The organism is Nocardiopsis sp. FIRDI 009, from assembly GCF_003386285.1.
Lineage (GTDB): Bacteria > Actinomycetota > Actinomycetes > Streptosporangiales > Streptosporangiaceae > Nocardiopsis.
The window spans coordinates 80534-104356 of sequence record NZ_QPNC01000011.1; the positions used below are offsets into that span (position 1 = coordinate 80534).

Here is a 23823-nt window from a genome sequence, read left to right on the forward strand (position 1 = left end):
CCCGGCATCCGGCCGACACGGCCGGGCCGGGGCTCCCGCGCGCGGCAGGGCCTGTGTTCGGAGAGTGTCCCCTGAGCGTAGGGTGATGGTTATGGGGCCGAAACAGACAGTTCCGGGCCTGCCCGACCTCGGGCGGTGTCTGGTCATGGGGGTCGTGAACGTCACACCCGACTCCTTCTCCGACGGCGGCGAGTGGTTCGACCCCGATCGGGCGATCGAGCACGGTCTGCGCCTGGTCGAGGAGGGCGCGGACATCGTCGACGTCGGCGGTGAGTCCACCCGTCCGGGAGCGCAGCGCGTCGCCGCGGCCGAGGAGCTGCGCCGCGTCGACCCGGTCGTGCGGGAGCTGGCGTCGCGCGGTGTCTCCGTCAGCGTGGACACCATGCGCGCCGAGGTGGCCGAGCGCGCCGTCGAGGCGGGCGCGGTCCTGGTCAACGACGTCAGCGGGGGACTCGCCGACCCGGCCATGGCCCGACTCGTGGCCTCTTCCGGCGTTGCGTACGTGTTGATGCACTGGCGTGGGCATAGTCATGACATGCAGAGCCGTGCCGTGTACACGGATGTCGTCCAGGAGGTCCTCGATGAGCTCCGCGACCGTATGGAGGCCATGATCAGTGCAGGTGTCGACCCGGGCCAGATCGTCCTGGACCCGGGGTTGGGATTCTCCAAACGCCCCGAGCAGGCGCACAACTGGGCGCTGCTCCAGCACCTCGAACGGTTCCACGAACTGGGCCGACCGGTACTCGTGGCGGGATCCCGCAAGCGTTTCCTGAGCCGGTTGCTCGGCGACGCCAAGGGCGCGGACCGCCCCTTCGTCGACTGTGACGCCGCGACCGCCGCGGTCACCACGCTGGCGGCCGACCGGGGGGCCTGGGCCGTGCGCGTACACGACGTGCGACCCAACGCCGACGCGGTGCGCGTGGCCGCCGCCTGGTCCGACGGGGGAGCCCGCCTGAACGAGGGACGCGCCGAGGCGCTGGACCGGGGCGGCCTGTGAAGTCCCGTCAGGAGGTCATGGAGCGCGTGGCCGAGGCCAACGCGCAGTTCTACAGCGCCATCGAGAACGGCGACATCGACCTAATGCGCAGCGTGTGGGCCGAGGAGCACGAGGCCCCCGACCTGGTGTGCGTGAACCCGGGCTGGCCGCTGCTGCGCGGGCGCGCCGAGATCATGCGGGCCTGGTCGCTGATCATGGCCAACGTCACCTACATCCAGTACGTGCTGACCGAGACGCACATCGGCGTCGGCGGGGACATCGCCATGGTCACCTGCGAGGAGAACGTGCTGACCGCCGAGGACGACAGTCCCGGTTTCGTCGCCGGGGGCAAGGTGGTGACCACCAACCTCTTCGTCGACACCGAGCAGGGGTGGCGTTTGTGGTCGCACCACGCCTCGCCCGTCCTGATGGACGACGAGGGGGAGGACGAGACCTGATGGCGGACCGCATCGCGCTGCGCGGGCTCCGGGCGCGCGGGTACCACGGCGTGTTCGACTTCGAACGCCGCGAGGGGCAGGACTTCGTGGTCGACGCGGTGCTCCACCTGGACGTCGCACCGGCCGCGGCCAGCGACGACGTCGGCGACACCGTGCACTACGGGCTGCTCGCCGAGCGGCTGGTGGAGATCGTCCGGGGCGAGCCGGTCAACCTGATCGAGACGCTCGCCGAGCGGTTGGCCGCCGAGTGCCTGGCCGAGTCCCCGGTACGGGAGGTGGAGCTGACGGTGCACAAGCCCTCCGCGCCCATCCCGCACGAGTTCGCCGACGTGGCGGTGACCGTCACACGGAGTCGGGAGGGGCGGTCGTGACGCGCGCGGTGCTCTCCCTGGGATCGAACATGGGCGACCGGATGGCGACCCTCCAGGGGGCGGTGGAGCGGCTCCTGGCCGGGGACGGAGCGCCGCGGCCGGTCGCGGTGTCGCCCGTGTACGAGACCGCGCCGGTGGGCGGCCCCGAACAGGGCGCCTTCCTCAACGCGGTCCTGGTGGTGGACGCCGACGGCGAGCCGATCGACCTGCTGCGGCGGGCCCAGGCCGCCGAACGGGCCTTCGACCGGGTGCGCGAGGTCCGCTGGGGGCCCCGCACGCTCGACGTGGACGTCATCGCCTTCGGGGAGGTGCGCGACGACGACCCGGAGCTGACCCTGCCGCACCCGCGCGCCCACCTGCGGGCGTTCGTGCTGCGGCCGTGGCTGGACGCGGCGCCCGGGGCGGTGCTGCCCGGACACGGCCCGGTGGCGGACGTGCTGGCGCGGGTGGCGGCGGCCGACACGGCGGGGGAGCAGGAACTGCACCGCCGCGACGACCTCCGGCTGCGGCTCCCCGAGGGAGCGGACGGCTGATGGCCGAGGAGCACGAGGGGAGGCTCCAGCCGACGGGGTGGCGCGTCCCCGTGCTGTTGGCGGTGGTCGGCGCGCTCCTGGGGTGGCTGATCACCGGGGCGATCGACGTCCTTCCGCCGTTGCCGTGGTCGGCGATCCCGACCCTGCTCCTGCTGGCGTTCGCCGAGGCGTTCACCGCGCGCCGGACGCGGCGGCGGATCCGCAGGGACCCGGGTACCGAGCCGATCCAGCCGCTCAGCGCCGCCCGGTTGGTCGCGTTGGCCAAGGCCAGCGCGTTGTTCGCGGCACTGGCGGCGGGCTTCTTCCTGGGCGTGGCGCTCGCGGTGGTCGGGACGTTGGTGCTGCCCAGCCACCGCGAGGTGTTCTTCACGGCGCTGGGGACCGCGGCGTCCAGCGGTCTGCTGCTGGGCGCCGCGCTGTGGCTGGAGTCGGCGTGCCGGGTGCCCGAGGACGGCGACGGCGACGACGACCCGTCCGCGCGTGCCTGAGGACCGGGTGTTCCGCGTGGGGCGGTTCCCTCTCCGCCCCACCCGGTGTCGTCCGGTCAGTCCGTGAACACGAAGGGGCGGAGCCCGCTCGGCGCCGTGGCGGGGTCGACGTCGAAGGTCGCCCACACGCACGTGCCGAGGTCGCCCCAGGGGGCGAGGCGGAGGTGGCCCCACTCCCGGGCGAGGTTCTCCACGAGCAGGAGGCCGCGCTGGCCCTCGGCCCAGCTCCATTCGTCGTCGGTGCGCTCGATCGGGACGCGGGGGATGCCGCCTCCGCCGCCCGAGTCGCTGAACGACAGTCGTACCGTGTGTCGGTCCGGCATGGACAGGCCCCGGATGACCTCGCCGTACAGCCGTTCCTGGTCGGTGTACTTGGCGCAGTTCGCGTGCAGTTCGCTGGCGCACAGTTTCACGGTCTCGACCAGGTCGGGATCGAACCCGGTCAGGTCACGGGCGAGGTCGTTGCGGACCTGGGCGAGTTCGGCCAGTTCCCCCTGGTAGACGCGGGGCTCCCAGAACACCACCGGGCGGGGTTCGCCCGTCATCGCGGCGGTCATGCGACCACCTCCCGCTGCTGGCCGCCGCGCTGGGCGTGCCAGGTGCGCACGAGGTTCGCGAGTTCGTCGAACTCGCCGGGCACGCGCGTCACCGGGGCCGCGAGCAGGTCGCCTTCCGGGGCCGGGCGCGGGGCGGGAACCCGTGGAGCGGCGTGTTTGGGCGTGTAGGCGCTCGTGCGCCTGGTGGCGGGCGCGACGGCGATGCCCGGCCGGGTGGTGCGGGCGCGCAGGCGGCGGGCGGGGTGTGCCTGGGTGTGGGCGAGTTCCCGTTCGAAGGCCACGTAGTAGGGGCGCACGAGGGGGAGTTCGTCGGCGCGCACGCGCTCGGTGGGCGGGGAGAGCCGGGGGACCGGGCGGGGGGTGGGAACGGGCGGTTCCTGGGCCTCGGACGGAGCGCTGACCTGTTCGGGAACGGGAAGCGGGGTGTAGGGGCGGACCCGGGTGGAGCGGCGACGCCGGGCCGAGTGGCGGCCGTGCGCGGGGGCGAGGAGGGACTTGAGGGTCTCCAGGGCAGACCTGAGGACCGCACGGCTAAACTGAGCCATGTCGGCAATCCTTCTTTAAAGGTTCGAGTTGCTGACCACGACCCCGGGCGCCTAACTAGCGTCGCGGGGTCTTCGGCGTATGGAGTTGTGGGTTTGGCAAGAAGAGTAGAGCACGCGTGGGGCGGAGGAGAACTTTTCCGCGAACTCGTCGGGGAAAACTTCATGGTCTCGACGTTTCCCCAGTTCAGGGCGCCTTGCGAAAAGTGTTGACCCCATTTCCCCACCTCGCCAGAACTATCCCCTTGGTCAGAATGAGGATGAATTCTCCGGCTTGTATGAAGCGCGCCAAGCTGAGCCGTTGAACGGACACCCGATCGGTGAGCTTCCTCTCCCGCGTCCAGGAGACATGCCCGGGGTGCGAAACGCGAGGCCTCGCCCGTCTCGCCGACCGAGGTCCTGCGGTGTGTGACTACTGCGGTGTCAGTACCTCGGTAGCGAAGCGGCGAGCGTAGGGGGCAAGACGCGCATGGAGCGAATCCCGCTCGGCTGCCTGAATGATCTCGGCGCAGATCACCAGGTGAGCCAGTCGCCCGGCGTCGGTGTCCAGTACGTCAGCGAACACTGCGCGCACCTCGGCCGCTGTTTCGGGTTCGGGCAGGGCGTAGGCGTGGAGAACAGCGGCGTCGTAGCCCAACGGGGCCAGCCCCCACCCCTCCCAGTCCAGGATCATCAGGGGATCACGGGTCAGATTGGCCCAATGCAGGTCTCCATGCGAGGCCACCCACGTCCCTACGTTCAGATCCACCCCGGCTTCGGCGATCTCAGGGAGATGATTGGGTATGCGGTGGACGAACGCCTGGGAGAACACCTGTCGATCGGCCGGAGCGGGAACAGTTTCCAGAGTGGCCAGGGCATGGCGCAGGTCGGTCCACCATTGGGCGTCGTTCTTCGCAGGGGCGCTGAGGTCAGGGGTCGCCGACACCACCGTTCCCTTCATTCGCTCCCACATCAGGGCTTGGAACGCGGGGGCGTCGCCCCAGGTGTGCTCGGCGAGCAGACGCGGTCGGGGGACGTTGTCGCTCACCAGTGCATCGGCGAGTGCCGCCCCGTTCCAAGCTTTCCCGCCGGGTCGGGGCGCGGACATGACCCGAAGCCAGACGGGCGAGCCGTCGGCGGTGGTGGCCGGTCCGCTGAGGGTCCGGCCACCCACCCCGTGATGCAGTGCGACACGGTCGGATGCGGTAAGGCTCAGGGCCACGATCGCGTGATGCCACGCCTGTTGCAGGTCAGGCGTGTTCTCGGAGGAGGAGGTCACTGATGTCCTTGATTCGAGTCTCGGGCAGGAGCGGCCCGCCCACCACCGAGGCCGCGTTCGCCCAGTGCTCTGTACTCGACGTGCTGATCAGCATCCCGGTCAGGCCAGGCACTGAAGCTGTCACGAGCAGAGCCGCCTCCACGGGCGACGCGCCCTCACTGATGTAGCGCGCGAGACGTTCATTCACCAGTCGGATGAGTTTGCCGCCGTGCAGTGGGGCGGAAGCCCAGACCTCCAATCCTGCCTCGCTGGCCCGACCGATGGGACCGTTTCCCAACAGGGCATCTCGGATGGGGGTGATCTTGACCAAGGAGACGGGGAGCTGGATCGCGCGAAGGCCGGTCTCTGGCCGTCCTGCGGCTTCTTGCGCAAGCCGGACGAGATCGCGCACGGTGAAGGCTCCCGTGTCGAACCCGCTCCACGTCGCCACCCCGTATCCACGGATCGTTCCGGCCGCGGTCGCCTCTTCGAGCGCACCGAACGCATCACGTATCCGTTTGTGGAGGTCGCCGCGCTTCTGGTGATCGTGTTCGGGGTTGTGCAGGTACACCACATCGAGGACGGGGCGGCGCAGTTCGGTCCGGGACATGGCGATCTGGTGACGCACGTACTCCGGGGCGATGCTGTGCCGGAATCGGACGTCCTCCCCGGTAAGGTCCCCGGCGCTGAGCGCGACCCGTGCTTGCCCCTCGGTCATGTAGCCGACTTTGCTGGTCACGCGGATGCTGGGGTGTTCTCGTAGAACAGGTGCGATGGCCGATTGGTGCTTCCCGTTCCCGTACACGGGAGCGGTGTCGATAAGGGGGCATCCGGCCGAAGCCGCGACGCTGGCCGATGCGGCTGCGTCGTGGCTTCGGTAGGTCCCCAGGCCGAGGAGGGTCACGCGGTGCCCTCCCACACGAGAGCGCCGTCGTTCATCAGACGCCGGAGCAAGGACACGAGAGCGTCCTCGGCGACGTTGGGGGCGAGCTGGCACAGCTCCTTGACCGTGATCGCTTCGCCCTCCGCAAGCCGGTGCAGCACTGGAGCGGCGGGAGGTGCCAGGTGCCAGCGGCGCCCTTGCGCCGACAGGACCACCGTCGTCTTCTCCTCGTGCACAGTGCCTCGGTGGGAGGCCAGCCGTACTCGTGAGGACGACGCCAGGTCCCCGGTCACGGCGACCGGGAGGCTGAACGCCATCCGGGCCGGAGCGGTCTGGTTCAGATGGTTCCAGTACTCATCGACCACGCCGGGGGTCTGAAGGCGTTGCGTGATCAGCTCGGCCAGGCGAGCGGCCCATGCCGCCTGGTCAGCATCACTTCGGGGGACGTCGCGCCGAACTTCGACGTGTTCCAGCAACAGGCCGTTGAACCAGTCGAGGAAGTCCGCGCCGGTGGTGGTGTTCAGCCCGCAGGTCAGGTGCAGGCTGGGCTCGCCCTCCGAGGCCGCCGCCGCGTGCCAGCACCCCCGAGGAACATGGAGCACGTCGCCGGGCTCCATGGTGAACTCATCGATGGGCTCGGTGGGTGCGTCGTTGTCCACCTCCACATCGGAGTACAACGGGGCCTCGCGTGTGGTGCCGTAGATGCGCCACCGCTTGCGTCCCGAGACTTGCACAACGATCACGTCGTGGTCGTCCCAGTGAACTCCGAAGCCCTCCTTAGCGGTCCAGGAGGCATAGGCGTTGATCTGGACCCGTGTCCCCAACCAGGCCTCGATCTCGGCAGCCAGGTTGTTGATGGGTGGATGCATCTCATCGATGGCATCCACGACCAGCGTCGCGCCCTCGCGAAGCTGAGCGTGGAACAGATGCGGTACGGGCGCGTTCCAGTCGGGCATGCGGCGGTAGGTCTGGAGGCGGGTGTAGGCGTTCACGTCCACCGTCTGTCCGGCCGAGAGCCGCATACGCGGCACGTCCAGGCGGCGGGTCGCGAGCAGTTGGTTGAAGTCGGGCCAGGTGAGCAGATCAGCGAAGTCAGCGGCCTGGTCAGCGTTGGCGGGGTAGCGGCGGTGGGTGCGGCCGAGCACCTGGGCGGGGAACTGCTCCCCGCCCAGACGGCCGCTGATCACATCAGCGGGCACGGTTACTCCTAGCGGATGCCGTCGTTGGTGTCGCTGCGGCCAGTGCCGCCGCCGTCGGAGGGCTGGTCGCCTCGGCTGCGCTCGGTGGTGATCTCCTCGACAGCGACCATCAAGTCACCGTCGAACTGCTGCTCCTGCATCTGCGTACTTCCTTTCGTGCGTTCCTACGGGTGCGCGGGTCCGGCTCGGAGACCTTCACCGCACGTGACCACATGATCGACTTTTCGTCATGTGGAGTCTTTGGTGTCTCTCGTACGGGCCGGCTTCACCACGGACACCAGCAACGGCCCACCGGACGGGTGCCGGAGCGTCGGCACGAGGTCGAGAGCCACTCGTGTGGCGAGCCGGGCGGCTGGCTCAGCTCTGTTGCGCTGGTTGGATCACGTCGGCCATCTCGGCGGGATTCCACGAAGGGCTGGAAGGGCCGTTGCGCGAGCACGTCAACGCCCTCCTCGCGGGTCGTTGAGCAGCTCGTGGAGCTGGTCGGCGGCCCATTGCCGGTGTCCGTGGACGAGGGCGGTGTTGGCCTCGGAGTGCCGCATCCCGTGCTGGCGGGTGAGGTGGGTGTGGCAGGCGTGCCAGCTTCCGACCACGTCGTCCACGCGCCAGACGCCGTGTCCCAGATAGGAGACCACGGGGTCACCGGCGAGCACCGTCCACCACCACCAACTGACCGGCTGGGTAGCGGTACCACGCGGTCCCGAGGCGGAGGTTCACGAAGCCGGGTTCGGGGTCGGGCTCCACGGCGGTGACCACTCGGAGGTGTCCGGCCCCGACGAGCACGATGTCGTTGCGGCGGAGTTGGCGCGCGGCCTTACGAGTCCAGGTCTGCATGGGACCCAGGTCACACCTTCACTACGGTGTGCACACCCCCGATAGCACTGCTGTGCACGCTCGCGCCATCCTGTGCGATATGGGTCGCACATTCGGCAGGATCCTGACTGAAGCCATGGCCACCGCCGGAATCAGCAACAAGGAACTCGCGTCACGCTTCCACGTGGACCGGTCCACGGTGTCCCGCTGGCGTCATGACCGCAACCTGCCCGATCGTGCTCTGGTCGAGCAGATCGACACGGCCCTGGGGATCGGGGGTCACCTCGTCCGCGCGTGGCAGGTCCAGACAACGGGGTCGGTGCTCGCGGACTGGCGCAAGTCCGAACCCGAACTCGACAGGGCGGCCCGCGCGATCGAGATGTTGTCCCCCAACTACGTGCCCGGACTATTGCAGTGCCGTGCCTACGTCGAGCACGTACTTCGTGAGTGCGTCTACCCGGGTGGTGACGACGCCATCCGGCGGGAGGTGGCGCGCAAGAGCCGCCGTTACCCGACTTTGCGGGCGACGTCCGATCCCTTGGTCGTGGCGGTGTTCCCCGTCGTGGGCCTGCTCGGTGTCCCGGTCCCTGTGCGTGTCGCGCAGGTGAACCACCTGGTGAAGGCAATCGACTGCGGGCGATTGATCGTTCACCTGTTGCCCGAGAACACCATGGCGACCACCGTCGCTCCGTTGACGATCTACCACCTGACGGACGGCGGTACGGCCGCGATCGGCGATGGTGTGAGCGGCATGTTGGACTACAGCACGCCGGGCAAACTTCCGCTCATGGTCGAGCGGATGAAACGGGCTTTGGGGTGGGCACTGCCGCCCGACCAGTCCCGCACCCTCATGGAAGGAATGATCCATTGAACGAGTGGCACAAGTCGAGCTACAGCTCGACCGGACCCGAGTGCGTTGAGGTCCGAGAGCACCAACAGGGCGCGGACGTGCGCGACACCCAGAACCGGGAGCTGGGGCATCTGTCCCTCCCCGCGGGTGAGTGGGCGGCGCTGCTGGCGTCCGTGACGCGGTAGGACCCCGTACACCACGGGACCCCGGGCAGGGTCGTTGCCCGGGGTTCCGTGGTGTGTACCCGTCGAGGACGCCCACCAGCCCCTTGGTGGCCTCCGTGATCACCGCGGGCCTTGCGGCACCCCCGCTCCGCGCGGGGGTCCGCTCCCTGTTTGCCCGCTGATGGTTGACTGGCCTCGTGGACACCAGTGACCCGGCCCCGACGCCGAATCCGCCCGGCCCGTCCCGGCCCGAACGCCCGCTCGCGGCGGCGTTCGCCCCGCCCGAGGGCACGTCCTGGACGCGCGTGTCACCCGCCCTGGCCCTGTACCGCAGGCTGGTGGTGGCCGCCCTGTGCCTGGTCGGGGGAGCGGCCGCGGCGACGCTGGCGTACGCCTGGGCCGGGCCGGGATGGGCAGCCGCGACGGGAGGCGCGGCCCTGGCCGTCCTCGCCGTCGCGTGGTTCCTGGCGGGGCGGTTCCAGCGGTCGTGGGGCTACGTCGAGGGAACGGGGGAGCTCTACCTCACCTACGGCGTGTTCCTCCGCCAGCTGGTCGTGGTGCCCTACGGTCGGATGCAGGTCGTGGACGTGACCGCCGACCTGCTGGAGCAGGCGCTGGGGATCGCCACCGTGCGGTTGCGCACGGCGGCGAGTACGGCCGACACCCGTGTGGTCGGTCTCCCACTGGCCGAGGCGGTGGAACTGCGCGCCCGCCTGGCGGCGCGCAGCGAGAGCTTCTCGACGGGGTTGTAGTGGACGGATCGAGCCAGTCCCCCCAGCACGCCCGGTGGACGCCGTCGTGGCCGCGGGGGGCGTACCCGCCGCCCGGGGGTCCCCATCCGCCTCAGGGCGGTCCCGTTCCCGGTGGCCCTCCGCCGCCCGGAGCGCCCGTGCCGCCTCCCCCTCCGCCTCCGCCGCCCGCCGGTCCCGTGCCGGGCGCGTTCCCTCCGGGCCCCGCTCTGATGCCGCCGTCCGTGGCCCACCGCCCGCCGCCGATGCGGCGCCCCCGCCCGGAGGACGACGTCACCAGGGGGGAGTTCCGGTCGCACTGGTCGATCATCCCGCTGCGGGTCGCCGCCGTCACCCTGGTGTTCGTGGCGCTCGTGGGGCCGATCCTGGTCACCTTCGGCTTCGCGTGGGTGTTCCTGCTGGCGCTCGCGGTCGTCTTCGGCTCCCTGGCCTACGCGCTGCCCACGTGGTGGTACGGGACCTTCGGGCTGCGTGAGGACCACCTGGTGGTGCACAGCGGGCTGGTGCTGCGCGGGTCGAGGGAGATCCCGCTGAGCCGCCTCCAGGCGGTGGACGTCGTCCAGCCGCTGCTGATGCAGGTCTTCGGGCTGGCCGAACTGCGGATCGAACTGGCGGGCGGGGACCGGACCGCGATCCGGCTGCCGTGTCTGCGCAGGACCCTGGCCGAGCGCCTCAGGGCGGCCGTGCTCGCCCACGCCGCCGGACTGCCGGGGCGCTCCCCGGAGGCGCCCGAGTGGCCGTTCTACCGTCTGCCGTTCCCCCTGCTGCTGGGCGCGCTGACCTTCCGGGCGCCGATCCTGTTCTCCTTCGTCGGGCTGCTCCTGCTGGCCGTGGCGGGCGTGAAGCTGCTCGAACCGGGGGTGGCGGGGGCGCTCGTCCCGTTGGTCCTCGGTCTGATCCGCTACTTCTGGGGGCCGCTGACGCGGTACACGGACTACTACGCGTCGCTGTCCTCCGACGGCCTGCGGCTGCGCTACGGGATGTTCCAGCGCCGGATGCAGACCGTCCCCCCGGGGCGGGTCCAGGCGGTGCGCGTCGTGGAGCCGCTGCTGTGGCGGGTCCTGGGTGTGGCCCGCGTGGAGGCCAACGTGGCCGGGTACGCGGGCGCCCGGCAGGGGGAGTCGGCGACGCTGCTGCCGGTGGCGCCGCGGCGCCTGGCCTTCTCCCTGGTCAACGAGGTGTTCGACGGAACCGATCCGGCACGGGTGCCGCTCGTGCCGAACCGGAGGCGGGCGCCGCACCTGGCGGGGGCGGACGAGCACCTGTTCGTGACCGTTCGGGGCCTGTTCTGCCGGGTGACGGACGTCGTGCCCGTGGAGCGGGTGCAGACCCTGCGGCTGACGGCGGGCCCGCTGGCCCGGTTCACCGGCCGGGTGTCGCTGGACGTCGACACGCCGCCGGGTCCCGCGGACGGGCGGGCCACCGGCAGGACGGCGGCCGAGGGCCGCGGTCTGTTGGACGCGCTGGTGGCGTCCACCCGCCGCGCGCTGGTCCGGGAGGCGGGCACCGAGCGGTGGGCGACCAGATCGACGGAGGGCCCGTCGGAACGGGCCGGTGACACTCCCGAGACGTGAGTGTGTGATGTGTCACAAGGGGCGGCGGATAGGGCTGAAATTGCGGGCAGCATGTCCGACATGTCTTCTCACTCGGTGTGATAACTCCAGGTGGCAGTCGCTTCTCATCTCGTCCTTTCGGTCGTGCGCGGCGGTTGAGTATGGCTAAATGGTGACCGAACACGGGGAGTGTTCGTAGTCATACACATCGTCAATGATTTGGCCCGGTTGGCGCCCCCCGCCAACCGGTCTATGGGAGAAACCATGCTGAAGAAGGCTCTCGCCGCCAGTGCCGTCACCGCCGCCGCTGCCGGCGTCCTGTTCACCGGTGCTCCGGCCATGGCCGACGACAACATCTTCACCTCGGGTAACGGGAGCATCCTCGGCGGCAACCAGCTCGTGGCGGACCTGAACGTCCCCATCAACGTCTGCGGCAACGCGATCGGCATCCTCGGCGTGGCGGGCGCCAGCTGCGTCGGGTCCGACGCCAAGGTCATCGAGTAGTCGCGTAGGCGACCGGATCGCCGACGAAGCGACCTGACCGGGTCGGGGGTGTCCACCCGGGAGACGTCCCGGGTGATCCGATCCGGTCAGGTTCCAGAGCGGCACGCTCGGGGCGCCATCCCGTGAGAACGGGGTGGCGCCCTTTTCGTGTGTCCGGACCCTCGCGGCCCGCGCGGTGCGGCCGAACCGCAACCCGGATTGACGCATGGCTGCAATTCGGGAGATTCGTGACCCTGTGCGCACACGGGTCACGACGATGCGCGACCTTTGCCCCGATCGACCCCGAAGTGGGATGCTACCCAGTGTGAACAATGGCGTGTATCTCGTGATAACTCCAGCTCAAGGCGGGTGAATCGGGGTTCGCCAGGGGTAACTTCCTCACCAGCGCCCCCAAGGTGCTCAGGAAGAACACCGAGCGTCCGGCCGGTCCCCCCGCCGGACACAGAAGGAGACACGTAGTGCTCAAGAAGACGTTCGTCACCGCCGCCGTGGCCCTCGCCTCCGCCGGGGTCCTCCTCACCGCGGCGCCGGCGGCGGCCCACGCCGGCGCCTGGACCTCCGGCGCCGGAGGCAACGTCAGCGGGAACATCTCCTACATCAACGGCATCGAGAACCTCAACACGGGCTGCGGCAACTCCAACGCCGTCCTCGGCCAGTCCCTGGCGTCCTGCTACAACTCCGGAGTGATCATCCAGGGGTAGCGGTGCCCGTTCCGGGCCCGCGGGTCCGGAACACCCGCGTCGTCCGCCACCGCCCGGGGCCGCTCCGCGGCGGTGGCGGACACCCACGCCGCCGGGGATCCCTCAGCCCCGGCGGCGCCGGAACGCCATCCCCGGGTGGCCGTTCCGGGAAACAGGACACAGCCTGGGGAACCGCCGTACCGTGGCCCCGACGGCGGTCCCCGGGAACCCGCTCCCCGGGCCACCGGGAGGGCTCACCCCGCCGGGGCGGGCACGCCACGCCCGCTCCGCTCGCGTTGCCCGGGTCCGGCCCTGCTCGGCGGGGCACCGGGCCAGGAGAGTTATCGTGTGCTCAGGCGTCACGGTGCTGGAAGGACCGGACGCACCGGACCACGAGGGAGCACGACCATGGAGACGACGCGGGGTCGCCCGGCACGGTTGCGAGTCGGTGTCATCGGGCCCGGCCGGGTCGGCTCCGTCCTCGGCCAGGCCCTGGGCAGGGCCGGACACAAGGTCGTCGCCGCCACCGCGGTCTCCGAGACGTCCAAGGACAACGTCGCCTCCCGCCTGCCGACCGCGCGGATCCTCGACGCCCCCGAGGTCGTCGGGGCCAGTGACCTCGTCCTGCTCACGGTGCCCGACGACGCCCTGCCCGACCTCGTCGAGGGGCTCGCCGCCACCGGCGCCGACCTGCGGGGCAAGATCCTCGTCCACGCCAGCGGCGCGCACGGTTACGGCATCCTCGCCCCCGCCACCATCGCCGGGGCCCTGCCCCTCGCCCTCCACCCCGCCATGACCTTCACCGGGCGCGACGAGGACGTCGAGCGCCTCGCCCACTGCGCCTTCGGCGTCACCGCCCCCGACCAGCTGCGCCCGATCGCCGAGGCGCTGGTGGTCGAGATGGGCGCGGAACCCGTGTGGATCACCGAGGACAGGCGCACGCTCTACCACGCCGCCCTCGCCGGAGGCGCCAACCACCTGGTCACGCTGGTGGCCGACAGCGCCTCCCTCCTCGCCGCCGCCGGGGTGCCCGAACCCGGCCGGATGCTCGCGCCCATGCTCAGCGCCGCCCTCGACAACGCCCTGCGCCTCGGTATCCACGGCCTGAGCGGTCCCGTCCTGCGCGGTGACGCGGGCACCGTCGCCGGCCACATCGAACAACTGCGCGAGAACGCCCCGGAGAGCGTCGCCAGCTACGTCGAACTCGCCCGGCTCACCGCGGACCGCGCCATCAACGCCGGGATGCTCGACCCCGCCGACGCCGCTCGCCTGCTCGACGTCCTCCGCCGCTGAGACCCACCGCGTCGCACGGCGGGCGTGGCCGCGCCGTGCGCGCACGACACACCACCACCGGGAAGCACGATGACCGAACCCACGTCACAGCCCGCGTCGACCGTCGGGCCCCTCGTCGTCCACACGGCCGAGGAGCTGCGCCGCGCCCTCGCCGACGCCGGACGCGTCGCCCTCGTCCCCACGATGGGCGCGTTGCACGAGGGCCACCGCAGCCTCATGCGCCTCGCCCGCGCCCAGGCCGACACCGTCGTCGTGAGCATCTTCGTCAACCCGCTCCAGTTCGGCCCGAACGAGGACTTCGACCGCTATCCGCGCACGCTGGACACGGACACCGGGGTCTGCGCTCAGGAGGGCGTCGACGTCGTCTTCGCCCCGACCGTGAACACGATGTACCCCACCGAGCAGATGGTCACCGTCCAGGCGGGCGCGATGGGGGACCGCCTGGAGGGCGCCTCCCGCCCCGGGTTCTTCACCGGGGTGCTCACCGTGGTCAGCAAGCTCCTGCACCTGGTCGGCCCCGACCTGGCCGTCTTCGGGCAGAAGGACGCCCAGCAGCTCGCCGTCGTCCGCCGGATGGTCGCCGACCTCAACCTGCCCGTGGAGATCGTCGGCGCCCCCACCCTGCGCGACCCCGACGGGTTGGCCACGTCGAGCCGGAACGTCTACCTGGACGCGGACGAACGCGCCAGCGCCCTCGCCCTGTCCCGGGCCCTGAACGCCGGGCGCGACGCCGCCGCCGACGGGCCCGAGGCCGTCCGCGCCGCCGCCCAGGGCGTCCTGGACGAGGCGGCCAAGGCCGCGCCGCCCGTCGAACTCGACTACCTCGCGCTGGTCGACCCCGCCACCTTCACCGACGTCCCCGCCGACTTCACGGGCGAGGCCGTCCTGGCCGTCGCGGCCCGGGTGGGCACCACACGGCTCATCGACAACGTGCCGGTGCGGCTGACCCGCTCCTAGCGGTGTTCGTTCCGGGCCTCCGCTTCGCCTCGGCCCGCCCGTCGCCCTCGACCGCCCGCACAGGACGCCCCCGGCGAGGTTCCCCTCCGGCCGCGCCCGAACGGAAACCTCAGTCGGCACTCGCGAAAGAGACCCACATGTCCTCATCCAGACAGACCCGGATCGACGCCCCCGCCCCGTCGTGGAGCGTCAGCGCCGACGTCGCCGTCATCGGCTCGGGCGTCGCCGGGCTGAGCACCGCGCTGCGCTACGTCCAGCGCACCGAGCGCGGCCGCGTCGTCCTCGTCACCAAGGACCGCCTCTCCACGGGCTCCACCTCCTACGCCCAGGGCGGCATCGCCGCGGCCGTGGCCCCCGGGGACGACCCGGTCGCGCACATGGTCGACACCCACCTGGCCGGGGCCGGTCTGTGCGACCCCCTCGCCGTGCACGTGCTGGCGGAGGAGGGACCCGCCGCCCTGCGCTGGCTCATCGGGGCGGGCGCCGAGTTCGACCGCGCCGACGGCGGGGGACTGGCCCTCACCCGCGAGGGCGGACACCGCGCGGACCGGGTCGCCCACGCCGGAGGAGACGCCACCGGAGCCGAGATCCAGCGCGCGCTCCAGGCCGCGGTCCTGGCCGAGGAGCGGATCGAGGTCATCGAGCACGCGCTCGCCCTCGACGTCCTGCGCGACCCCGCCGGCACGGCCGTCGTCGGCGCCTCCCTCCACGTCATCGGTGAGGGCGCCCGCGACGGCGTCGGCGCGGTCCTGGCCCCGGCCGTCGTCCTGGCCACCGGGGGGATGGGCCAGATCTTCGCCGCCACCACCAACCCGCCGGTGTCGACCGGCGACGGACTCGCGCTCGCGGCCCGTGCCGGGGCACGCCTGCGCGACCTGGAGTTCATCCAGTTCCACCCCACCGTGCTCTGGTTGGGGCCCGAGGCCCGGGGCAGGCAGCCCCTGGTCTCCGAGGCCGTGCGCGGAGAGGGCGCCCACCTCGTGGACGGCGACGGCGAACGGATCATGGCGGGCGTCCACGAGCTCGGTGACCTCGCCCCCCGCGACGTCGTGGCCAGGACGATCGCGCGCACCATGGCCGAGGCCGGTACCGACCACGTTTACCTGGACGGCCGCCACTTCGGCGCCGCCACCTGGGAACGCCGCTTCCCCACCATCCTGGCGTCCTGCCGCGAACACGGCATCGACCCGGTCACCCAGCCGATCCCCGTCGCCCCCGCCGCCCACTACGCCTCCGGCGGGGCCGAGGTCGACATCGACGGGGCCACCAGCGTCCCCGGCCTCTGGGCGGTCGGCGAGGTGGCGCGCACCGGCGTGCACGGCGCGAACCGCCTGGCCTCCAACTCCCTCCTGGAGGGGCTGGTGTACGCGGACCGGATCGCCGCCCGTCTCGCGCAGGAGGCCCGCCCGATCCCGGAGCGGGGCGTCCCCGTCGGCGACGTCACCCGCCTCGTCCGGCCCGCCACCGCGACCCGCGTCCGCGCGCTGATGTCCCGCCACGCCGGGGTCCTGCGCACCGGCGAGGGGCTGGCCGAACTGGTCACCGAACTCGACGCGCTCACCGCCCCGGCCGAGCACGTCGCCCCGGACACGGCCACCTGGGAGGCGACCAACCTGCTGACGGTGGCCCGACTCGTGGCCGCCGCCGCGCTGCACCGCACCGAGAGCCGGGGCTCGCACCAGCGCGCCGACGCGCCCGAGCCCGACCCCGGGTTCCGGACGCGGCCGACCGTCGTCCGACTGGAGGGGAACACACCCGTGGCCACCGACGAGGACTGGACCCCGTCCCTGCCGCCCGAACTCGTCGCCGAGCTGGACGGCATCGCCTTCCCGCTCGCCGAGGGGACGCCCGACCCCGACGCGCGCGCCGAGTTCACCCTCCCCTACACGGCGCCCCACCAGTCCCACGTGGACGTGGTCCGGCGCGCCCTGGCCGAGGACCTCACCGCCGGTCCGCGCATCGACGTCACCACCGTGGCCACCATCCCCGCCGACCAGGTGCGGACCGCGCACGTCGTGGCGCGCGCCGACGGTACGGTGAGCGGCCTGCCCCTGGCCGAACTGGTCTTCTGGCTCGTGTCCGAGGGCGCCGTGCAGGTCGCCCGCTCCGCCCGCGACGGCGACGCGGTCAAGCGCGGGGACGTGCTGATGTCCGTCACCGCCCGCACGCGCGACCTGCTCACCGCCGAGCGCACCGCGCTCAACCTCCTCACCCACATGTCGGGGATCGCCACGGCCACCCGCACCTGGGTGGACGCGGTGGCCGGTACCGGCGCCCGGATCCGGGACAGCCGTAAGACCCGCCCCGGCCTCCGGGCGCTGGAGAAGTACGCCGTGCGCTGCGGGGGCGGCGTCAACCACCGGTACTGCCTCAGCGACGCCGGACTGGTCAAGGACAACCACGTGGTCGCGGCGGGCGGGGTCGGCGCGGCCGTGCGCGCCATCCGCGAGCGCTTCCCCGACCTGCCGCTGGAGGTCGAGGTGGACCGGATCGACCAGATCGAGGACGCGATCGCCGCCGGGGCCGAGGAAATCCTCCTCGACAACTTCACCGTCGAGGGCCTGCGCTCCGCCGTCGCCCTGGTCGCAGGGCGCGCGCGGCTGGAGTCCTCCGGCGGGCTGACCCTCGACGTGGCCGCCGACGTGGCCGCCACCGGGGTCGACTACCTGGCGGTCGGCGCCCTGACCCACTCCAGCCCGGCACTGGATATCGCTCTCGACCTGTTGTGAGCGGCCCGGTTGGTGGAAGATTCCTTGGGAACACACCACTTCGACCACGGATGAGGGTCCCCAGCATGCTGCTCGCGATCGACGTCGGCAACTCCGAGACGGTGTTCGGCCTGTTCCAGGGCGACGACCTTCTCGAACACTGGAGAGTGGGGACCGAGACGCGCCGCACCGCCGACGAGTGGGCGGTGGTGCTGCGCGGGCTCATCGACGGGAGCGCGCTGGGGGCCCAGACCGACATCGAGGGGATCGCCCTGTGCTGCTCGGTCCCCTCGGTGCAGCACGAGATGCGCGACATGTTCCGCCGCCACTTCGGGGACGTGCCCGCCGTGGTCGTCGAACCCGGCGTCAAGACGGGCGTGCCGATCCGGATGGACAACCCCAAGGAGGTGGGCAGCGACCGGATCATCAACGCGCTGGCCGCCAGTCACCTGTACGGCGGCCCGGCGGTGGTGGTCGACTTCGGCACGGCGACCACGTTCGACGCGGTGAGCGCCAAGGGGGAGTACGTCGGAGGGGCGATCGCGCCGGGCATCGACATCTCCGTGGACGCGCTGTCCCGGAGGGGCGCGCAGCTGCACATGGTGGAGATCGTCAAGCCGCGCGCGGCGATCGCGAAGAACACCACGGAGGCGCTGCGGTCGGGGATCGTGTTCGGGTTCGCGGGGCAGGTCGACGGGATCGTGGACCGGATGGTCGCCGAGCTCACCGACGCCCCCGACGACGTGACCGTGGTCGCCACCGGCGGTCTGGCCTCCGTGGTCGTCGGCGAGTGCGAGACGGTGGACGTGCACGACCCGTGGCTGACCCTCATCGGTCTGCGCCTGGTCTTCGAGCGCAACGTCGGCTGAGCCGGTCGGGTGGGGCGAGGCACCTCGCCCCACGCATCACACCTGATTGTGCCTCTGGACGCGTAGGCGGGGGAAGACCTCGGCCAGGTGGTCGAAGTCCCGGTCACAGTGGACGAGGACCGCGTCCGTGCGCAGCGCGACGGCCGCGATGAGGCAGTCGTGGAGTTCGCGGATCGTCTTGCCCTTGGCGCGAGCCTCCCGGTACAGGGCCGCCGAATGGATGAAGTCGACGTGGTTCTCCAGGGCCAACTGGATGAGCCCGTTGGTCAGGCGCTCGATGACCTGGTGTTCAGCCGCGTTCCGGACACCGCTCAGGAGATTCGGCGGCGATGGGTTCGGTCGTCGCCAGCTGCGCTTCCGTCTCGATGAGTTCCCGGACGAAGTCGTTGGTCTCGGAGTCCGTCTTACGGAGGTACTCCACCCACGCGGAGCTGTCGACCAGGTAGACCGTGGTCATACGTCGGTGTCCTCGAATCCGGAACGGCGCATCTCGTTCAGGTCGCCCTCCCAGCCCATCCCCTCAAGGCTAAGGAGGAAGTCCTTGGAGAGTGGCGTCCCGGCCGTGCGTCGCAGAGCGATGTCCACGGCCTCACGCTTCGTCCGGACCTGGAAGCGTTCCATCACGGACGCGATCAGTTCGTCGTCGATGTCAATGTTTGTGCGACTCATACACCTAGGATGCACCTGTAGCTGAGTGTCATTGGTCGATCACGGAATATCCGCGTCTCGCGGGATCGGCTCTTCTGGGCGTTCGGGGGTGACGAACGGCCTGTGGACAGCGACATTCCGGTGCGGGGAAGCGAGTAGGATCGGGGCCGTGAATGACGCGCACGACTCCTACGACGACCTGCCCGAACAGATGCGGGTCCGGCGCCAGAAGCTGGACCGTCTCCGGGAGGAGGGCATCGACCCCTTCCCCGTGACCTTCCCGCGGACCACGTCGATCGGTGCCGTGCGCGACAAACACACCGGGCTGGAGCCCGACACCCAGACCGGGGAGAAGGTGGCCATCGCCGGGCGGGTGATGCTGTACCGCACCGGCGGCAAGCTGTGCTTCGCCACCCTGCGCGACGAGACCGGCGACCTCCAGATCATGCTGTCCCTGGACCGGGTCGGCAAGGAGCGGCTGGACGCCTGGAAGGCCGACGTCGACCTCGGCGACCACGTGGGTGTCGAGGGCGAGGTCATCACCTCCCGGCGGGGTGAGCTGTCCGTCCTGGTCAGCTCCTGGACGCTGACCGCCAAGTGCCTGCGCCCCCTGCCGGAGAAGCACAAGGGACTCACCGACCCCGAGGCCCGCGTGCGCCAGCGCTACGTCGACCTCATCGTCAACCCCGAGTCGCAGCAGATGGTGCGCCGCCGCTCGGCCGCCATCCGGGCGATCCGGGAGGGGCTCAGCAACCGGGACTTCATCGAGGTCGAGACCCCGATGCTCATGCGTGTGCACGGCGGCGCCACCGCGCGGCCGTTCATCACGCACATCAACGCCTACGACATGGACCTGTACCTGCGCATCGCGCCTGAGCTGGCGCTCAAGCGGCTGGTCGTGGGCGGCTTGGAGAAGGTCTTCGAGATCAACCGGAACTTCCGGAACGAGGGCGCGGACGCCACGCACAACCCCGAGTTCACGATGCTGGAGTTCTACCAGGCCTACGCCGACTACAACGTCATGGCGGAGGTCACCCGGCAGATCATCCAGGACGCAGCGCGAGCGGTCTTCGGCACCACGGTGATCGAGCGGCCGGACGGTGAGTTCGACCTGGGTGGCGAGTGGCCGAGGATCAGCCTGTACGGCTCGGTGTCTGAGGCGCTTGGCGAGGAGGTCACGGTCCACACGCCACTGGATCGGGTGCGGAGCCTGGCCGAGGCCAGGCACATCGAGTACAGCCAGGAGTGGGGGCCGGGCAAGCTGGTCGAGCACCTCTTCGAGGAGCTGGTGGAGCACACGCTCGTCCACCCCACGTTCGTGCGCGACTTTCCGCTGGAGACCAGTCCGCTCACCCGCCAGCACCGTGACGAGCCCCTTCTCACCGAGAAGTGGGACCTGATCGGGTTCGGGATGGAGCTGGGAACAGGGTTCTCCGAGCTGGTGGACCCGGTCGAGCAGCGCCGCCGCCTCACCGAGCAGTCGCTCATGGCCGCCGAGGGCGACCCCGAGGCGATGCAGCTGGACGAGGACTTCCTCCGCGCCCTGGAGTACGGCATGCCGCCGAGCGGCGGTGTCGGCGTCGGTATCGACCGGCTCCTGATGGCGTTCACCGGAAAGAACATCCGGGAGACCGTCCTCTTCCCGATCGTCAAGCCCTCCGGCGACTGACGGGCCGAATACGAGACCGGGTCGAAGTCGGGCAACCGCAGGACCGAAAAGGCCAACGGGGCCGTCGCGCGAGTCGCGGCGGCCCCGCTCTCAGTCCGGGAATGTGGCGTGTGCCACCGGACAGACCTCACCGTTGGGACATATCGCACAGAATCGCAGTGAGAGTGGGGTGTCCCAACCGACAGGGCCGAAGTTTTCCTTGGAACTCCGTTCGCATGGTCGGCGACGGAGGGTGAGGATGATTGCGCAGGTCAGTGAAGTGGCGACAACGCCCCTCCCGCCACTCCATCACCCAGTGGCCCCAAGGTGGCACGCATGGTGATTTACCGGCCCTTGACGGTATCATCGCGGCGGCCTAGCGTGCTGAGGGCGGACCTTGGTCCGCGAGATCGCCGAAGTGGATCGAGTACGACAGTGAGCGAGGTGTGAGGGTCGTCCCGCGACCCGTTCATCCCGCACGCGCGTGTGCCCTCGGCGCGGTCTGACCGTCCCAGACCGCGGTGACACGGCCCGTGCGGCCCAGGTTCCCCACCGCCCTCCCCACCCCTGTGCCAGAGGGGTCCCCGGAAAGGCGGTCGGACGCGTGGGTCCCTGTCGCGTCCCGACGCGCTCGACCCGCCCGGTGACGAGTTGATGTTCCGCACTCACATGGATGAGGGAGGACGGAGTGGAACAGGCCACACTCGTACGGCGCAACGCTGAGGACCAGAACGCTCTCCAGCCGCGGGAGCACCGGGACAACGTGGTCCCCCTGCAGTCCCGTTCAGCTGACACGGCGCTGAACGGCGCCTACACCCCGGTCGAGCTGAGCCACGAGGACCTGGAGCTGCTCGCTGAGATCGCCACCGGTGTGACCACCGAGGTGGCCGCGCGGCGGCTCGAACTCAGCGCTCGCACCCTGCGCCGCCGCATCCGCAACATCTGCGACATGCTCGGCGTGAACACCCCCATCGAAGCGGTCGTCTGGGCCGCACGGCGCCAGCTCATCTGAGTCTGGCCGTCCCGGCGCCCCGGCCGGGAGGAAACACGGGCATATCCGGCCCGGCGCGCACACGAGTGAGACGCGGCACCCGCTGGAGGAAGAGCGATCCGGTGGGTGCGGGCGCGTACGTGGGCGTAGTCTGGTCCGGCTATGTCCGTTCGTCATATCCGGGTCCGTCGCGCCAAGACGCGCGACGTGGTCCACATCCGCCGCCTGGTCGACACCTACACCGTCGACCGCCGTGTGCTCTCCAAGAGCACCGTCAACCTCTACGAGGACATCCAGGAGTTCTGGGTCGCCGAGGCGGAGGTGGTCCCGGATGACGCGTCCGCCGAATCCCGGTCCACCGCGCCCGCATCCCCCGCCTCCGACCCCGTCCCCGCCCAGGAGGGGGTCGAACACCGCGTCGTCGGTTGCGGCGCCCTCCACGTCCTCTGGGAGGACCTCGCGGAGGTGCGGACCGTCGCGGTCGATCCCTCTCTGCGTGGTTTCGGGGTGGGACACCGAATCGTGACCGAACTGCTGGACGCGGCGCGTGAGTTGGGCGTGCAGCGTGTGTTCTGTCTGACATTCGAGACCGGTTTCTTCGCCAAACACGGCTTTGCCCCGATCCAGGGCACACCGGTCTCCGCCCGCGTGTACGAGGAACTCCTGCGTTCCTATGACGAGGGCGTCGCGGAATTCCTCGACCTTGAGCGGGTCAAACCCAACACACTCGGGAACACGCGCATGCTTGTGCACCTGGGGACCGGGTCCCGAAGCCCCCACGCCTAAAGGCTTTCAGGCGCTCTTGGGACGGAGTTCCCGATACGATCCGGTGAGATGCGGGCCGGTACGGCGACCGGACGACTCGCTTAACCAGACCGGGTGGTATGAGAGCGGAAGAGGGCGGGTAATGTGTACCTGCGCTCGCGAGACCCCTCCGCGCCGATCGAGTTCGACGGAGACGGTTACGAAGGGTCGCGAATCGAGTTCGCTCGGGGGGTGGTCGGGTGTTCGCGGCCAACGGGACACCGAACACGCTGTCGGACATTGGTCACCATCGGGTTTGGCCGGGCAGGCTCCGGTACGTCCGGGACCAAACCGGGGGCAAGCGATGTCTATGATGTCGGGTATGCGATTGCCCGGGTGCCCGGTGCGTCATCCCCCAGGACTGGCCCGACGCTGAGTCGGGTATTTGCTGCGATAAGTAACAACCAGGAAGGGTGGACCGCTTCGATGGGTGATCTTTCGTCGGTGCTTCCCGCCGGGCTGCTCGACGTAATCTCCGCGCTGATCCCGCCGGTGGTTGTCGCGACCGTCTTCTGCGCCTTCGTCATCACGCTGCTGCGCAGGGAGATGGCCCCTCGCCGGATGGACGGCAGCCTGGTCAGCGGTGACACGACCGTGGGCGCCCCGGAGGCGGAGTCGGCGGAGCCGGCCATCACCGCCGTGAACCACGAGACACCGATTGTCGAGGGCGAGGATCGGACCGAATCCGACGGTCGTTGATACGCTGCTGGACCGTATCGTGCCCTGAGCGGCCCTCATCCGGGCCCATGTCCGCGCGTGTGCGCCGCCTGGGCCCCGCGCGGCTCAGTCGCGCCCGAAACCCAGGGTCAAGTCCAGGTGATTCTGGCACGTCGGGAATTGTCTTCTGCCTGCACTCGGGATAGCTTTATATTCAGGTGCGAAGGCACTGCTCTTCTGAAAGGTTTGAATCCATGGCACAGAAGGTCCAGGTTTTCCTGGTCGACGACCTCGACGGCGGCGAGGCCGAGGAGACGGTGACGTTCGGTCTGGACGGCTCCGTGTACGAAATCGACCTCAGCGCGGGTAATGCCGCCAAGCTTCGCGAGGCCCTTACGCCCTTCGTCGAAGCCGCTCGCAAGGCTCCGGCCAAGTCCGGCCGCGGCACCGCCCGCCGTGGCGGCTCCCGGAATGCGCCCAGCCGTGAGCGCAGCGCCGAGATTCGCGCGTGGGCGAAGGCCGCCGGGAAGCCGGTCAATGAGCGTGGCCGTATCCCCGCGAAGATCGTCGCCGAATATGAGGCCATCAAGGGCTAGGTTTGCCGACGGCACCCAGGTTCGCCGAAATGTTGTCAGGTCTTGATGGACCGGTGCTCCGGGACACGCGCCCGAACCCGACCATCCCCGGGCCC

General features: G+C 70.5%; 31 protein-coding genes. 20 read left to right on the top strand and 11 right to left on the bottom strand.

Going from position 1 to position 23823, the window contains the following annotated elements; all coding sequences use genetic code 11:
* Nucleotides 1-91 precede the first annotated feature (91 nt).
* Genes folP through DVR05_RS09735 form a run of 5 tightly spaced genes read left to right on the top strand, consistent with a single transcriptional unit; the run spans nucleotide 92 to nucleotide 2826 of the window.
* The gene (gene folP, locus DVR05_RS09715) at nucleotides 92-997 is read left to right on the top strand and encodes a dihydropteroate synthase (protein WP_198659118.1); all 906 of its coding nucleotides are present in this window, start codon (nucleotides 92-94) and stop codon (nucleotides 995-997) included.
* Entirely contained in the window at nucleotides 994-1434 is a 441-nt protein-coding gene (locus DVR05_RS09720; RefSeq protein WP_116245514.1) for a nuclear transport factor 2 family protein, read from the top strand. The genes folP and DVR05_RS09720 overlap by 4 nt, the downstream gene beginning before the upstream one ends.
* Complete coding sequence (gene folB, locus DVR05_RS09725; RefSeq protein WP_116245515.1) at nucleotides 1434-1805, top strand: dihydroneopterin aldolase; 372 nt, start codon at nucleotides 1434-1436, stop codon at nucleotides 1803-1805. The genes DVR05_RS09720 and folB overlap by 1 nt, the downstream gene beginning before the upstream one ends.
* On the top strand, nucleotides 1802-2338 hold the full coding sequence (gene folK / locus DVR05_RS09730) for a 2-amino-4-hydroxy-6-hydroxymethyldihydropteridine diphosphokinase (protein WP_116245516.1): 537 nt from the start codon (nucleotides 1802-1804) through the stop codon (nucleotides 2336-2338). The genes folB and folK overlap by 4 nt, the downstream gene beginning before the upstream one ends.
* Nucleotides 2338-2826: a DUF3180 domain-containing protein gene (locus DVR05_RS09735; protein ID WP_116245517.1), complete on the top strand. Its 489-nt coding sequence runs from the start codon at nucleotides 2338-2340 to the stop codon at nucleotides 2824-2826. Before folK ends, DVR05_RS09735 begins: the two co-directional genes overlap by 1 nt.
* Nucleotides 2827-2882: 56 nt before the next feature.
* Here DVR05_RS09735 and DVR05_RS09740 read toward each other — a convergent pair whose 3' ends face one another.
* The 8 genes from DVR05_RS09740 to DVR05_RS09770 all read right to left on the bottom strand — a co-directional run bounded on the left by DVR05_RS09740 (nucleotide 2883) and on the right by DVR05_RS09770 (nucleotide 8078).
* Nucleotides 2883-3383: an ATP-binding protein gene (locus tag DVR05_RS09740; RefSeq protein ID WP_116245518.1), complete on the bottom strand. Its 501-nt coding sequence runs from the start codon at nucleotides 3381-3383 to the stop codon at nucleotides 2883-2885.
* Nucleotides 3380-3928, bottom strand: a complete 549-nt coding sequence (locus tag DVR05_RS09745) for a hypothetical protein (RefSeq protein ID WP_116245519.1) — start codon at nucleotides 3926-3928, stop codon at nucleotides 3380-3382. Before DVR05_RS09745 ends, DVR05_RS09740 begins: the two co-directional genes overlap by 4 nt.
* A 409-nt stretch (nucleotides 3929-4337) precedes the next feature.
* Nucleotides 4338-5183 carry a phosphotransferase gene (locus DVR05_RS09750; protein WP_116245520.1) on the bottom strand — a complete coding sequence of 282 codons (846 nt, stop codon included), beginning with the start codon at nucleotides 5181-5183 and terminating at the stop codon, nucleotides 4338-4340.
* Nucleotides 5155-6081: an aldo/keto reductase gene (locus DVR05_RS09755; protein WP_369974514.1), complete on the bottom strand. Its 927-nt coding sequence runs from the start codon at nucleotides 6079-6081 to the stop codon at nucleotides 5155-5157. Before DVR05_RS09755 ends, DVR05_RS09750 begins: the two co-directional genes overlap by 29 nt.
* Entirely contained in the window at nucleotides 6063-7244 is a 1182-nt protein-coding gene (locus DVR05_RS09760) for a cupin domain-containing protein (RefSeq protein WP_116245521.1), read from the bottom strand. The genes DVR05_RS09755 and DVR05_RS09760 overlap by 19 nt, the downstream gene beginning before the upstream one ends.
* 8 nt (nucleotides 7245-7252) lie before the next feature.
* Nucleotides 7253-7384, bottom strand: a complete 132-nt coding sequence (locus DVR05_RS27720) for a hypothetical protein (RefSeq protein WP_017601747.1) — start codon at nucleotides 7382-7384, stop codon at nucleotides 7253-7255.
* A gap of 300 nt (nucleotides 7385-7684) precedes the next feature.
* Nucleotides 7685-7897, bottom strand: a complete 213-nt coding sequence (locus tag DVR05_RS09765) for a hypothetical protein (RefSeq protein WP_116245522.1) — start codon at nucleotides 7895-7897, stop codon at nucleotides 7685-7687.
* Entirely contained in the window at nucleotides 7884-8078 is a 195-nt protein-coding gene (locus tag DVR05_RS09770; protein WP_116245523.1) for a hypothetical protein, read from the bottom strand. Before DVR05_RS09770 ends, DVR05_RS09765 begins: the two co-directional genes overlap by 14 nt.
* A 79-nt stretch (nucleotides 8079-8157) precedes the next feature.
* Between DVR05_RS09770 and DVR05_RS09775 the strand changes: the two genes are divergently transcribed.
* From DVR05_RS09775 to DVR05_RS09820, 10 genes are all read left to right on the top strand, one after another.
* Nucleotides 8158-8928, top strand: a complete 771-nt coding sequence (locus DVR05_RS09775; protein WP_157982420.1) for a Scr1 family TA system antitoxin-like transcriptional regulator — start codon at nucleotides 8158-8160, stop codon at nucleotides 8926-8928.
* Nucleotides 8925-9092 (top strand): DUF397 domain-containing protein, encoded by a 168-nt coding sequence (locus DVR05_RS09780; RefSeq protein WP_116245525.1) that lies wholly within the window; start codon nucleotides 8925-8927, stop codon nucleotides 9090-9092. The genes DVR05_RS09775 and DVR05_RS09780 overlap by 4 nt, the downstream gene beginning before the upstream one ends.
* A 176-nt stretch (nucleotides 9093-9268) precedes the next feature.
* A complete protein-coding gene (locus tag DVR05_RS09785; protein ID WP_116245526.1) occupies nucleotides 9269-9823 on the top strand; it encodes a PH domain-containing protein in 555 nt (184 codons plus the stop codon).
* Between the two features lie 209 nt (nucleotides 9824-10032).
* Entirely contained in the window at nucleotides 10033-11394 is a 1362-nt protein-coding gene (locus tag DVR05_RS09790; protein ID WP_116245527.1) for a PH domain-containing protein, read from the top strand.
* Nucleotides 11395-11637: 243 nt separating this feature from the next.
* Nucleotides 11638-11877, top strand: coding sequence for a DUF320 domain-containing protein (locus tag DVR05_RS09795; protein WP_116245528.1), 240 nt, complete (start codon nucleotides 11638-11640; stop codon nucleotides 11875-11877).
* Nucleotides 11878-12335: 458 nt separating this feature from the next.
* The gene (locus DVR05_RS09800; RefSeq protein ID WP_116245529.1) at nucleotides 12336-12578 is read left to right on the top strand and encodes a hypothetical protein; all 243 of its coding nucleotides are present in this window, start codon (nucleotides 12336-12338) and stop codon (nucleotides 12576-12578) included.
* A 387-nt stretch (nucleotides 12579-12965) separates the two neighbouring features.
* Entirely contained in the window at nucleotides 12966-13850 is an 885-nt protein-coding gene (locus DVR05_RS09805) for a Rossmann-like and DUF2520 domain-containing protein (protein WP_116245530.1), read from the top strand.
* Between the two features lie 69 nt (nucleotides 13851-13919).
* Nucleotides 13920-14807 carry a pantoate--beta-alanine ligase gene (gene panC / locus DVR05_RS09810; RefSeq protein WP_116245531.1) on the top strand — a complete coding sequence of 296 codons (888 nt, stop codon included), beginning with the start codon at nucleotides 13920-13922 and terminating at the stop codon, nucleotides 14805-14807.
* A gap of 137 nt (nucleotides 14808-14944) precedes the next feature.
* The gene (locus DVR05_RS09815) at nucleotides 14945-17536 is read left to right on the top strand and encodes an L-aspartate oxidase (protein ID WP_116245532.1); all 2592 of its coding nucleotides are present in this window, start codon (nucleotides 14945-14947) and stop codon (nucleotides 17534-17536) included.
* Between the two features lie 65 nt (nucleotides 17537-17601).
* A complete protein-coding gene (locus DVR05_RS09820; protein ID WP_116245533.1) occupies nucleotides 17602-18384 on the top strand; it encodes a type III pantothenate kinase in 783 nt (260 codons plus the stop codon).
* A 36-nt stretch (nucleotides 18385-18420) separates the two neighbouring features.
* On the opposite strand, the gene DVR05_RS27350 is transcribed toward DVR05_RS09820, so the two are convergent.
* The 3 genes from DVR05_RS27350 to DVR05_RS09830 are packed head-to-tail and all read right to left on the bottom strand — an operon-like array spanning nucleotide 18421 to nucleotide 19053.
* Nucleotides 18421-18633: a PIN domain-containing protein gene (locus tag DVR05_RS27350; protein ID WP_232832058.1), complete on the bottom strand. Its 213-nt coding sequence runs from the start codon at nucleotides 18631-18633 to the stop codon at nucleotides 18421-18423.
* Between the two features lie 40 nt (nucleotides 18634-18673).
* Nucleotides 18674-18841, bottom strand: a complete 168-nt coding sequence (locus DVR05_RS27355) for a hypothetical protein (protein ID WP_232832059.1) — start codon at nucleotides 18839-18841, stop codon at nucleotides 18674-18676.
* Nucleotides 18838-19053, bottom strand: coding sequence for a type II toxin-antitoxin system VapB family antitoxin (locus DVR05_RS09830; RefSeq protein ID WP_116245534.1), 216 nt, complete (start codon nucleotides 19051-19053; stop codon nucleotides 18838-18840). The genes DVR05_RS27355 and DVR05_RS09830 overlap by 4 nt, the downstream gene beginning before the upstream one ends.
* A gap of 148 nt (nucleotides 19054-19201) precedes the next feature.
* On the opposite strand from DVR05_RS09830, the gene lysX reads away from it, so the two are divergent.
* The 5 genes from lysX to DVR05_RS09855 all read left to right on the top strand — a co-directional run bounded on the left by lysX (nucleotide 19202) and on the right by DVR05_RS09855 (nucleotide 23728).
* Nucleotides 19202-20701 (top strand): bifunctional lysylphosphatidylglycerol synthetase/lysine--tRNA ligase LysX, encoded by a 1500-nt coding sequence (gene lysX, locus DVR05_RS09835; protein WP_116245535.1) that lies wholly within the window; start codon nucleotides 19202-19204, stop codon nucleotides 20699-20701.
* A 667-nt stretch (nucleotides 20702-21368) separates the two neighbouring features.
* A complete protein-coding gene (locus DVR05_RS09840; RefSeq protein WP_116245536.1) occupies nucleotides 21369-21692 on the top strand; it encodes a LuxR C-terminal-related transcriptional regulator in 324 nt (107 codons plus the stop codon).
* A gap of 141 nt (nucleotides 21693-21833) precedes the next feature.
* The gene (locus DVR05_RS09845; protein WP_116245537.1) at nucleotides 21834-22457 is read left to right on the top strand and encodes an amino-acid N-acetyltransferase; all 624 of its coding nucleotides are present in this window, start codon (nucleotides 21834-21836) and stop codon (nucleotides 22455-22457) included.
* 444 nt (nucleotides 22458-22901) lie between these two features.
* On the top strand, nucleotides 22902-23174 hold the full coding sequence (locus DVR05_RS09850; RefSeq protein ID WP_116245538.1) for a hypothetical protein: 273 nt from the start codon (nucleotides 22902-22904) through the stop codon (nucleotides 23172-23174).
* Nucleotides 23175-23386: 212 nt separating this feature from the next.
* Nucleotides 23387-23728: an Lsr2 family protein gene (locus DVR05_RS09855; protein ID WP_116245539.1), complete on the top strand. Its 342-nt coding sequence runs from the start codon at nucleotides 23387-23389 to the stop codon at nucleotides 23726-23728.
* The last annotated feature ends 95 nt before the right edge of the window (nucleotides 23729-23823 follow it).

Coding starts and splice junctions, on each gene's coding strand:
- DVR05_RS09820 (WP_116245533.1), top strand. CDS start 17,602: ATGCTGCTCGCGATCGACGTCGGCAACTCCGAGACGGTGTTCGGCCTG.
- DVR05_RS27720 (WP_017601747.1), bottom strand. CDS start 7,384: ATGCAGGAGCAGCAGTTCGACGGTGACTTGATGGTCGCTGTCGAGGAG.
- folB (WP_116245515.1), top strand. CDS start 1,434: ATGGCGGACCGCATCGCGCTGCGCGGGCTCCGGGCGCGCGGGTACCAC.
- DVR05_RS09770 (WP_116245523.1), bottom strand. CDS start 8,078: ATGCAGACCTGGACTCGTAAGGCCGCGCGCCAACTCCGCCGCAACGAC.
- DVR05_RS09805 (WP_116245530.1), top strand. CDS start 12,966: ATGGAGACGACGCGGGGTCGCCCGGCACGGTTGCGAGTCGGTGTCATC.
- DVR05_RS27355 (WP_232832059.1), bottom strand. CDS start 18,841: ATGACCACGGTCTACCTGGTCGACAGCTCCGCGTGGGTGGAGTACCTC.
- DVR05_RS09790 (WP_116245527.1), top strand. CDS start 10,033: ATGCCGCCGTCCGTGGCCCACCGCCCGCCGCCGATGCGGCGCCCCCGC.
- DVR05_RS09815 (WP_116245532.1), top strand. CDS start 14,945: ATGTCCTCATCCAGACAGACCCGGATCGACGCCCCCGCCCCGTCGTGG.
- DVR05_RS09740 (WP_116245518.1), bottom strand. CDS start 3,383: ATGACCGCCGCGATGACGGGCGAACCCCGCCCGGTGGTGTTCTGGGAG.
- folP (WP_198659118.1), top strand. CDS start 92: ATGGGGCCGAAACAGACAGTTCCGGGCCTGCCCGACCTCGGGCGGTGT.
- DVR05_RS09830 (WP_116245534.1), bottom strand. CDS start 19,053: ATGAGTCGCACAAACATTGACATCGACGACGAACTGATCGCGTCCGTG.
- DVR05_RS09735 (WP_116245517.1), top strand. CDS start 2,338: ATGGCCGAGGAGCACGAGGGGAGGCTCCAGCCGACGGGGTGGCGCGTC.
- panC (WP_116245531.1), top strand. CDS start 13,920: ATGACCGAACCCACGTCACAGCCCGCGTCGACCGTCGGGCCCCTCGTC.
- DVR05_RS09775 (WP_157982420.1), top strand. CDS start 8,158: ATGGGTCGCACATTCGGCAGGATCCTGACTGAAGCCATGGCCACCGCC.
- DVR05_RS09795 (WP_116245528.1), top strand. CDS start 11,638: ATGCTGAAGAAGGCTCTCGCCGCCAGTGCCGTCACCGCCGCCGCTGCC.
- DVR05_RS09855 (WP_116245539.1), top strand. CDS start 23,387: ATGGCACAGAAGGTCCAGGTTTTCCTGGTCGACGACCTCGACGGCGGC.
- DVR05_RS09845 (WP_116245537.1), top strand. CDS start 21,834: ATGTCCGTTCGTCATATCCGGGTCCGTCGCGCCAAGACGCGCGACGTG.
- DVR05_RS09850 (WP_116245538.1), top strand. CDS start 22,902: ATGGGTGATCTTTCGTCGGTGCTTCCCGCCGGGCTGCTCGACGTAATC.
- DVR05_RS09745 (WP_116245519.1), bottom strand. CDS start 3,928: ATGGCTCAGTTTAGCCGTGCGGTCCTCAGGTCTGCCCTGGAGACCCTC.